We start from the raw sequence: 8,329 nt of genomic DNA, 5'->3' as shown, positions 1-8,329 counted from the left end.
AGCGGCGACGACCATCGCTGCTACGACGTACTACTGCCAACTCTGAGTCTATGCCAGTCATAGGTGTCCACCTCAAGATAGGTGGACACCTATGGTCCTCGCTACTGTCGCTCACTGCCAGACGTCGGAGATGGACCGCTTACGTTCGATCACCACGACATACGTCGCCGCCGTCGCATTGACGGGCAACACGAGTGCGGCCACGAGACCAGCGAGCACGCGCATGTCATGCCCCGCCCTTTGCGAGTTCCGCCTGCAAATGACGCGCATGTTCGAGATGCGCGACGAACGCCGGTCGCACTTTCACGAGCAACGCCTTGAGTTCACCATTCTTTGCGTCCGGAATCAGCGTCTTGTCGAGCGCGTCGAGGACGCTTTCATGATAGGCAACCTCATGATCGATATATGACTTATCGAAGCTCTCGCCAGAAAGCGCCTTCAGTTTGGCGATATTCGCGTCACCGCCTTGCCTGATACTTTGACTCGTCTGACTATCCTCGGGCGTAACGTTCAGCTTTTTGACGAGATCGGTCGCGGCCTTGTTGACACCGCTGTGATCCGTGATCATCTGCTGCGCGAACGCCTTGACGTCCTTCGATTTCGTTTTCGTTTCGGCAAGCTTGCCGGCGTCGATATCGACCTGGTTGGCCGTCGCTACGATCGCAACGATTTGCGGATCGCTCGGGCCGCTGCCTTGCGCATTAGACGCCACGCTCGCCAACGCGAACGCCGCCGCTAGCGCTGTGGGAATGAGCTTCATATGTCATCTCTCCATGTTCCGTTGCAGACACGGCATTGGATGTCACGTCGCCGAAGCGCGTTCCCGATCGCCTCAAAACCCGCTCGTCCCGGCATGCCGCAGTTCAGCAACCGTTGCAGCGGTTGGCTGAATTCGCCGCGCAATCACGAGGGCGACGCGATCGGACTTTCGCCGCGCCGCCAGTCGTGCCGTGCCTCGGCTCCTGTTCAAATGAAGTGCCCACGACAAGAAAAGCGTTGCTTACAGAGCAACGAAGCGTGGGTTTTGTTGCTCTTGATCGCACGGTTGCACAAGCTCACCATGGCCTCACCCGATCAGGGAAGTCAAACAGGAGACGCCATGTCGACGAACCGAGTTCAGCAAGGCAGCGCCACCATGTCGGCGCTCTATCGCAGAATCAACTGGCGGCTCCTGCCGCTGCTCATTGCGTGCTACATGTTCGCGTATCTCGATCGGGTGAACGTGGGTTTCGCCAAGCTTCAGATGCAAAGCGATCTCGGTTTCTCCGATGCGGCCTACGGCGTCGGCGCCGGGATCTTCTTCATCGGATATGTGCTGTTCGAGATACCGAGCAACCTGCTGCTACCGAAGATCGGTGCGCGCCTCACGTTCAGCCGCATCCTCGTGCTGTGGGGCGTCACCTCCGCGTGCATGTTGTTCGTGCACAGCGTCCCGGCCTTCTATGCGATGCGGTTCTTGCTCGGCGTGTTCGAAGCCGGATTCGCGCCCGGCATGATCTATTACCTGTCGCGCTGGTACGGGCCGAAGCGCATGGCGCGCGCCATCGCGCTCGTGTTCGTCGCCGGGCCGATTGGCGGAGTGGTCGGCGGGCCGTTGTCGGCGTGGCTGATCTCGTCGCTCGGGGGTGTCGTCGGGCTGGCCGGCTGGCAGTGGATGTTCCTGGTCGAAGGCCTGCCTTGCATCGCGCTCGGTGCGCTCGTGTGGTTCGCGCTCGCCGACCGCCCCGCCGATGCCCGCTGGCTCACGCAGTATGAGCAGAGCCTCGTGCAAGCGGAAGTTGACGATCATGGTGGGCATGCTCATCGTATCGATTCGTTCGCCGAGGTAGTCAAGAATCCACGCGTCTATCTGCTTGCGCTCGCGTATTTCTGCATCATCTTTCCGATATACGCAATCAGCTTCTGGCTGCCGACGTTGCTCAGGGAACAGGGCGTGCACGATACGATTCGCCTCGGCTGGTATGTCGCGATTCCCTATGTCGCCGCCGCGATCGCGATGTATGCGGCCGGCCGCCGCTCCGACAAGGTCGGCGAGCGCCGCTACCACAGCGCGCTGCCGGCGCTCGCTTCCGCCGCCCTGCTCGCGTTGACGCCGTACGCTTCCGGCAATCTCATCGTCACGCTGACGCTGCTCACGCTCGCGACCGCCTGCATGTGGATGGCCTACACGGTGTTCTGGGCGATCCCGTCGGAGACGATTTCCGGTCCCGCAGCGGCCGGCAGCATCGCGCTCATCAACACGATCGGACTGTTGGGCGGTTTCTGGGGTCCGGCTGCGCTCGGCTGGGTCAAGTCCGCGACGGGCAGCGCCAACGGCGGACTCCTTCTGATGGCATGCATGGCGGCGCTTTCATGCGTGTTGATTCTGACGAACAAGCGCACGATCGCCAGCGCGAACGTGCGCACGGCCTGAACGTTCACGACGATACGAAAAGGAGCACGAACATGAAGATCCTTATCGCGGGATTCCAGCACGAAACGAACACCTTCGCGCCGACGAAGGCCAGCTACGAGAGCTTCATTCAGGGCGAAGGCTTCCCGCCGATGGCGCACGGCGACGACGTGCTGAAGCTACGCGACGTGAACGTGCCCATCGGTGGTTTCGTTCGATGGGCCGAAGCTCAGGGCCATGAACTGCTGCCGGTGATCTGGGCGGGCGCGAGCGCATCGGCGCATGTGACGGAGGATGCGTACGAGCGCATCGCGGGCGCCATCGTCGATGAAGTCACGAAGGGCGGCTTCGACGCAATCTATCTCGACTTGCACGGCGCGATGGTCACCGAGCACCTCGACGACGGCGAGGGCGAATTGCTCGCCCGCGTGCGGCGCATCGTCGGCGATGCCATGCCGCTCGTCGTTTCGCTCGATCTGCATGCAAACGTCACGTCGCGCATGTTCGAGCTTGCCGATGCGCTCGTCGCCTACCGCACGTATCCGCACGTCGATATGGCCGAGACCGGATTGCGCGCGGGGCAACTCCTCGCGCAACGGATCGCGCACGCCAGGCCGCTCGCTCGCGCCATGCGCCGCGTGCCATTCCTGATTCCGGTGAACGGAATGTGCACGCTCGTCGAGCCGGCCCGTGGAATGTATCGCATGCTGGAATCGCTGCAGCAGACAATCGTTTCCTTATCGTTCGCTCCGGGCTTTCCTGCATCGGACTTCGATGAATGCGGGCCGGTATTGTGGGGCTATGCGCTCGATCAGGAATCGGCGGATCACGCGGTCGATGCGCTCTACACACGGCTCGTGGATGACGAAGCGCGCTGGGACGTGGCCTTCCTTTCGCCCGACGAAGCCGCCCGCGAAGCCATCGCCGGGAGCCGCGATGCGGCCGGGCCGGTCATCATCGCGGATACGCAGGACAACCCCGGCGTGGGCGGCGATTCGAACACGATGGGCATGGTCCGCGCGCTCTTGCGCCACGGTGCGCGCGACGCCGCCGTGGGCATCATCTGGGACGAGCATGCAGCACGGGCGGCGCATCGCGCAGGCGTGAACGCGCGCATCAGGCTGGCGCTGGGCGGCGGCTCGAACGTGGCGGGCGACTCGCCGCTCGAGGGCGAGTTCGAAGTGGAGCACCTGTCGGATGGCCGTTTCCGATTCGACGGCCCGATGCTCAACGGCATGCACGGCGAGCTGGGGACGACCGCGTGCTTGCGGATCGAAGGCGTGCGTATCGCGGTGAGCAGCATCAAGATGCAGGTGTTCGACCGTAATCTCTTTCGCGTGGCGGGCATTGAGCCCGAACGCATGAAGATCCTGGTGAACAAGAGTTCGGTGCATTTTCGTGCCGACTTCGAGCCCATCGCCGCGGGCATCCTCGTTGCGAAGGCACCCGGCCCGATGGCCGCCGATCCGGCCGATCTCCCGTGGCGCAATCTCGATGCACGCATGCGCTTGCGCCCGATGGGGCCGACGTTATCGGCGTTGCGCTCGGCTACGGGCTTCGCCGGCCTCGTCCTGAAAGGCCCCGTGTCATAGGATGGCTTGATGTGCCTGAATTGCCGCGCGCCGCGCCGACCACTCCACCGGAAAAGCGATAAGAACGCACGTGGCATAACGAGTGGTGCGCGGGACGTCGTATGGTCGGGCGGTCAGACGTCCCGTTCCTCACTGCCCCTCGGATTGACGCGATACTGGATGCTCGACCGCGTTTCTTATCTCGTGCAGAAGCCGGCTCTGCTGATACGGCTTGCGTAGTCTTGGGAGATCAACTCCCGCGCCGTCTGGCAACTCCGCGTAGCCCGTTGCAAGTATGACGGGCAGGAGGGGCCTGAGGGTTCGCGCGGCAGTGGCCAATTCGACGCCCGTCATTTTAGGCATCGAGAAATCCGTGAGCAGAACGTCGATTTTCTGACCGGTGCGAAGGATCTCAAGCGCCGCTTCCCCCGAAGCGACTTCGATCACATCCTGCCCGAGGTCCTGAAGAAGGTACGACGTGCTGGACAAAATGAGTGGGTCGTCATCGACAACGAGTATGGTCGCGCGCAGTTGCCGTGCATCGGCGGAACCGTCGTCGTTTGGTTCATCGACGATGCGCTTCTCGACAGCCGGCCGACTCGTGACTGGAAGCCAGAGCGACGCGCACGTGCCCTTGCCGAACGTGCTATCCAGACGAAGCGCCCCTTGCAGCTGACGCGCCAAACCGTGGATCATCGAAAGGCCCAGCCCCGTTCCCTTCCCGACCTCCTTGGTAGTGAAAAACGGTTCCGTGGCTTTAGCGAGCGTCGCGGCATCCATGCCCGTGCCCGTATCCCGCACCGTTACCCGCACATACTCGCCGGCGCTCAAGTCGCTATCGCCCGCAGAACGCGCGGTATCCACGCTGATCTGGATTGTGCCGCCTTCGGGCATCGCATCGCGCGCATTGACGACCAGGTTCAGTATCGCGAGTTCGACCTGATTCGTGTCGACGCGGGTGAACGGCACTTGATCGGGCGTATCGATCGACAATTCGATCGTGGCGTCGATCGACCTCTCCAGGAGATCCGCCATGCCGTGAACCAGCGCAGGCATATGAACAGGCTCGACTTTCAAAACCTGCTGTCGTGCGAACGCCAGCAGCCGTTGAGTGAGCGCTGCACCGCGTTGAGCGCCTCTTAACGCGCCATCGACCAATCGGCCTGCTCGCTCGTCCGGCCGCACTTCCTTTCGCACGAGTTCGAGATTCGCCATGATCGCCATCAGAAGATTATTGAAGTCGTGCGCGATGCCGCCTGTCAACTGGCCGATCATTTCGAGCTTCTGAACCTGTCGCAACAAATTCTCTGTATGCTCCCGCTGCCGTATTTCCTCGAGAACCGTTCGATGCGCATCTTCCAGTTGCGCGGTGCGCTCGAGCACCTTGACTTCGAGCGATTCGTTCACTCGGCGCAGCTGATCTTCCGATGTCTTGCGCAGCGTGACGTCGGAGCACACGCCGACGAGCCGCGCGACCTGGTCGTCGCGCACGACGCGCGCCCTGACATCGACCCAGTGCTCTGTTCCGTCCTGCCAGACATTGCGATACTCGATCGCATAGTCGCAGCCGGTCTCGGCGCTGAGCGCGACCGCTGCCTGCACCCGCCCCCGGTCCTCACGATGAGCGCTCGCGAGCAGTTCCTCATAAGTAAAGCTGTCGCTTTCGCGGCGTCCGAATATCGCCTTGTAAGTGGCCGATGCCGTGAGCGCGTGGGTAGCGAGGTCCAGGCTCCATGAGCCGAGTTGTCCAGCGGTGAGCGCGATGCGCAGATGCGCTTCCCCCTCATGCAGTTCCCGCATTCGAGCGCGTGCCTCGAACTGGCGATTGCGGCCCCGCACCGCTGTTTCAACCACGCTCACGAAAGTCGTAGGGTGAAACGGACGCTCGATGAAGGTGACGTTGCCGAGCGTTCTGGTCAGACGTTCGGCCATCAGCCTACGATCCGGACCGCTGCGCCGTGTCAGCACGACAAAGGGAAGGTCCGACCACGGCGGCTGCGACGACACCCATCCGGCCAGCGCGGCGAGGTCTGTCCCGTTTAGCGCTTCATCGGCAACGATGACGCAGCAGACGTCGTCGCTCAGCTTGGTACCCAGTTGCGGTACGTCTTTGCAGCTCTCCGCGTCGATCCGGGCCGTCTGCAAAAGCGCCTGTGCAACGACGAAGTCGCGTCCCGAAGGGGTGAGAAGAAGTACTGGACATCGATCGATTTCGGCCATGCGGTCGTTAGCCTTTGTTCGTAGGCTTTGGCGTGAGCAAAGGCGTCGACTTTCCGACGAACGTCGGTACGCCGCGCAGCACGCCCTGGAAATCTTCCAGCGGTTCTCCAAGCGTGAGGCCTGCCGAGCCGATGCCGAACTCACGGATCGATTCCTCGTGAGCCCCGGTGCGCTTCTTGATGACCGACACTGCGCGTCGAACACGGCCGAGCGCTTCGAAATAACGAAGCAGGATGACGGTGTCGGCAAGATATGTCACGTCTACAGGCGCTTTCATGTCGCCAACGAGGCCGTGCTGCGCGACCGTCAAAAAGGTATTCGCGCCCTGACGATTGAGAAACTGCAACAACTCGTGCACGTGCAGCACGAGCGCGTTTTCCTCCGGCATGGCCGCCTGATAGCCATTCAGGCTATCGATGACAACTGTCTTGGCACGCGCACGGTCGACGCTCTCACGCACGCGATGAGCAAACTCGCCCGGAGACAACTCTGCTGCGTCCACCTGTTCGACGTGCAAGCTGCCAGCGTCTCTCATCGCTTCGAGGTCCATGCCCATGGCGCGCACTCGGTCGAACAACAGCCCGAGCTCTTCATCGAATACGAAGAACGCTGCCTTTTCTCCCCGCCTCACGGCGGCTGCGATGAACTGGATGGCGAAGAGGCTCTTGCCTGTCCCCGCGGGACCAAGAATGAGCGTGCTCGATCCTTGCTCGACACCGCCGCCGAGCAGCGCGTCGAGTTCAGTGACGTCGCTCGTCATCTGCGTCCGCGCGAAACTGGTGCGGTGCTCGCCGGCGATGAGTCGCGGGAACACCGCCACGCCGCCGCGCCGGATGGCAAAGTCGTGGTAGCCGCCGCGAAAGTGCTGACCGCGATATTTGAGCACCTTCAGACGGCGGCGTTCCGCGCCATATTGCGGCGATAATTCCTCGAGCTTGATGACGCCGTGCGCGACGCTATGTACCGTCTTGTCGGCCGCGTCGGAAGTGAGATCGTCCAGCATCAGCACGGTAGCGTCGCGCCCCGCGAAGTAATGCTTGAATGCAAGAATCTGCCGGCGATAGCGCAGCGAGCTTTGCGCAAGCAGGCGAATCTCCGAAAGGCTATCGATGACCACCCGCTTCGGCTTGACGCGCTCGAACTCGCCGAGGATCAGCCGCGTCGTCTCGCCCAGTTCGAGGTCGGAGGAATAGAGCAGCGTCTGCTGCTGATCGGCGTCGAGCAAACTCTCTGACGGACTGACTTCGAAGATGTTGATCTCGGGGCCGAGCCGCCAGCCGTGTGACAACGCGCCGTTGCGCAGCTCCGTTGTCGTCTCCGAGAGCGTAATGTAAAGACATGGTTCGCCCAGCTCGGCGCCAGCCTTTAGAAAACTGAGCGCAATCGTCGTCTTGCCCGTGCCTGGGCTTCCCTCCAGCAGGAACAAGTTGCCCCTGCTCAGTCCGCCAACGAGAATGTCATCGAGTCCCGATACGCCCGTTCGGGCGTATCGGGGCATTACGGTGCTATCGTCCATCTCTTGCTCCAAGCTGCTTCATCGCAACGCGGGAAAGCCTGTGTTGTGGGATTTCGGTCAACGCCTGCTGCAACGAAGCACGAGCATCACAGATATCGTGTGCGGATTGCAGTCGCAGCCAGAACATCGCCGAGATTCCGCAGAAGACTTCCAGTCGCAATGCCATCTCCGGTGTAATGACAGCGGTACCGTCGAAGATTCGGTGAAGAGTTTGACGAGCCACGCCCAGATCTCGAGCCGCCTGGCTGACAGAGAGGCCCAAGTGCGGCAGCACAAAGATCTTGAGAAGCTCCCCGGGATGGCGTGCGTTGTCTTGATACTGAGTGATGCGAGAAATAGGCGCAGAAGTCATATCAGGTGTAACGTGCTGCGTGACAAGCGCCAAGGATAACATTAACCCGAGAAAGCGGCGCGATGCTCCGTATCCAGGACCCGCGCCAATTCGTTGATTTAGCGTCGCGAGTCTTAATACGCACGTTGTGCCCGTGCTCTGTCGAGTGCTGCGGTCGCTTGAATGCGATGTGAAGTCACCTGGATAGCGGCTCGCCGCTGACGCCGTCGCAAGTCGTGTGTGCAATCGCGCGGGTATCACGCGTGGCTCGGCGCCTTGAAAAACGCATGGAAATGCTG

At 61.8% G+C, this 8,329-nt stretch carries 6 protein-coding genes; 2 read left to right on the top strand and 4 right to left on the bottom strand.

Annotation, left to right across the window (positions count from 1 at the left end):
- Positions 1 to 226: 226 nt before the first annotated feature.
- Positions 227 to 760 (bottom strand): DUF4142 domain-containing protein, encoded by a 534-nt coding sequence (locus AWB72_RS27695; RefSeq protein WP_040053415.1) that lies wholly within the window; start codon positions 758 to 760, stop codon positions 227 to 229.
- A 339-nt stretch (positions 761 to 1,099) separates the two neighbouring features.
- Here AWB72_RS27695 and AWB72_RS27690 point away from each other — a divergent pair, with 339 nt between their 5' ends.
- Together AWB72_RS27690 and AWB72_RS27685 are read left to right on the top strand one after the other, a co-directional pair.
- Positions 1,100 to 2,413, top strand: coding sequence for an MFS transporter (locus AWB72_RS27690; RefSeq protein WP_040053414.1), 1,314 nt, complete (start codon positions 1,100 to 1,102; stop codon positions 2,411 to 2,413).
- Between the two features lie 32 nt (positions 2,414 to 2,445).
- Entirely contained in the window at positions 2,446 to 3,984 is a 1,539-nt protein-coding gene (locus tag AWB72_RS27685; protein ID WP_052450162.1) for a M81 family metallopeptidase, read from the top strand.
- Between the two features lie 129 nt (positions 3,985 to 4,113).
- Here AWB72_RS27685 and AWB72_RS27680 read toward each other — a convergent pair whose 3' ends face one another.
- From AWB72_RS27680 to AWB72_RS27670, 3 genes are read right to left on the bottom strand one after another with little or no spacing between them, the layout of a single operon-like run.
- Positions 4,114 to 6,183: a hybrid sensor histidine kinase/response regulator gene (locus AWB72_RS27680; protein ID WP_040053413.1), complete on the bottom strand. Its 2,070-nt coding sequence runs from the start codon at positions 6,181 to 6,183 to the stop codon at positions 4,114 to 4,116.
- Positions 6,184 to 6,190: 7 nt separating this feature from the next.
- The gene (locus AWB72_RS27675) at positions 6,191 to 7,699 is read right to left on the bottom strand and encodes an ATPase domain-containing protein (RefSeq protein ID WP_040053412.1); all 1,509 of its coding nucleotides are present in this window, start codon (positions 7,697 to 7,699) and stop codon (positions 6,191 to 6,193) included.
- Complete coding sequence (locus AWB72_RS27670; protein ID WP_052450161.1) at positions 7,689 to 8,051, bottom strand: HigA family addiction module antitoxin; 363 nt, start codon at positions 8,049 to 8,051, stop codon at positions 7,689 to 7,691. The genes AWB72_RS27675 and AWB72_RS27670 overlap by 11 nt, the downstream gene beginning before the upstream one ends.
- Positions 8,052 to 8,329 lie beyond the last annotated feature (278 nt).

The organism is Caballeronia concitans, from assembly GCF_001544615.1.
In the GTDB taxonomy this organism is placed as follows: Bacteria; Pseudomonadota; Gammaproteobacteria; order Burkholderiales; family Burkholderiaceae; genus Caballeronia; species Caballeronia concitans.
This window is presented reverse-complemented; position numbering and strand designations above follow the sequence as displayed.